This is a genomic window from Microbacterium sp. zg.Y909, from assembly GCF_024626565.1.
This window is the reverse complement of record NZ_JANJFJ010000672.1, coordinates 1-1,164: the sequence shown is the minus strand read 5'-3', so window position 1 is coordinate 1,164 and position 1,164 is coordinate 1. Positions and strand designations below refer to the sequence as shown.

The 1,164-nt window shown below is 68.0% G+C and carries 1 protein-coding gene; it reads left to right on the top strand.

Annotated elements, in window-relative coordinates:
* Positions 1–289: 289 nt before the first annotated feature.
* Positions 290–1,164: inorganic phosphate transporter (locus NQ160_RS24025; protein WP_257517486.1), on the top strand; the 875-nt coding region annotated here is incomplete at its 3' end.

Sequence of the window (1,164 nt, the reverse complement as noted above, 5' to 3'; positions counted from 1 at the left end):
TAGGGGTCCGAGAACGTGTCGCCGTGGTGGGTCCGCTCGACCGGGCGGCGAGCGGCGACGGGGGGAGTGGGCGATGCCGGGGGCGTCTGCGCGATGACGGTCACCACACCACGCTAGCCGCCGTCGGGCGGGCACGCGTCGATGCGTCCGGAAACGGCACGCAGCACGGGCGCGGATGTGCGAGGATTTCTTGCGGCCCGGTAAACGGAGCACGAATCCCCGCTGAACTGTTCGTTCGCACGTCGACTTCGTCGACACCCTTCCCCCATCTCCCGACGGAAAGCGAACGGTGGAAACCGCAGCCCTCATCGTCGTCCTGGTCATCGCACTGGCCCTCTTCTTCGACTTCACCAACGGCTTTCACGACACGGCGAACGCGATGGCCACGCCCATCGCCACCGGTGCTCTCAAGCCCAAGACCGCGGTGCTGCTGGCGGCGGTGCTGAACCTCGTGGGCGCGTTCCTGTCCACCGAGGTGGCCCGGACCATCTCGGGCGGCATGATCCGAGAAGACGAGATCTCGGCCACGGTCTTCCCGTCGATCATCTTCGCCGGGCTCATCGGCGCGATCACCTGGAACATGCTCACCTGGCTGCTGGGGCTGCCCTCCAGCTCGTCGCACGCACTGTTCGGCGGTCTCATCGGGGCCACCCTCGTGGGCGCGAGTGCGGCGGCGATCAATGTCGGTGTCGTCATGTCCAAGGTGGTGCTGCCCGCCCTCATCGCGCCGCTGACCGCCGGGATCATCGCGTTCACGGTGACCAAGCTCGCCTATGCCATGACCCGCCGGTACGACTCCAAGCCCGATGGGCGCGACGGCTTCCGCTGGGGACAGATCTTCACGTCGTCGCTCGTGGCACTCGCCCACGGCACCAACGACGCGCAGAAGACGATGGGGGTCATCACCCTGGCGCTCATCACCGTCGGGTGGCAGTCCTCGGACCAGCCCCAGCTGTGGGTCATCTTCGCGTGCGCCGTGACGATCGCCCTCGGCACCTACATGGGCGGCTGGCGCATCATCCGCACGCTCGGCAAGGGCCTCACCGACGTCAAGCCCGCGCAGGGCTTCTCTGCGGAGGCATCCACCGCGTCGACCATCCTCGCCTCCAGCGCCCTCGGGTTCGCGCTGTCGACGACGCAGGTCGCCTCCGGCTCGGTCATCGG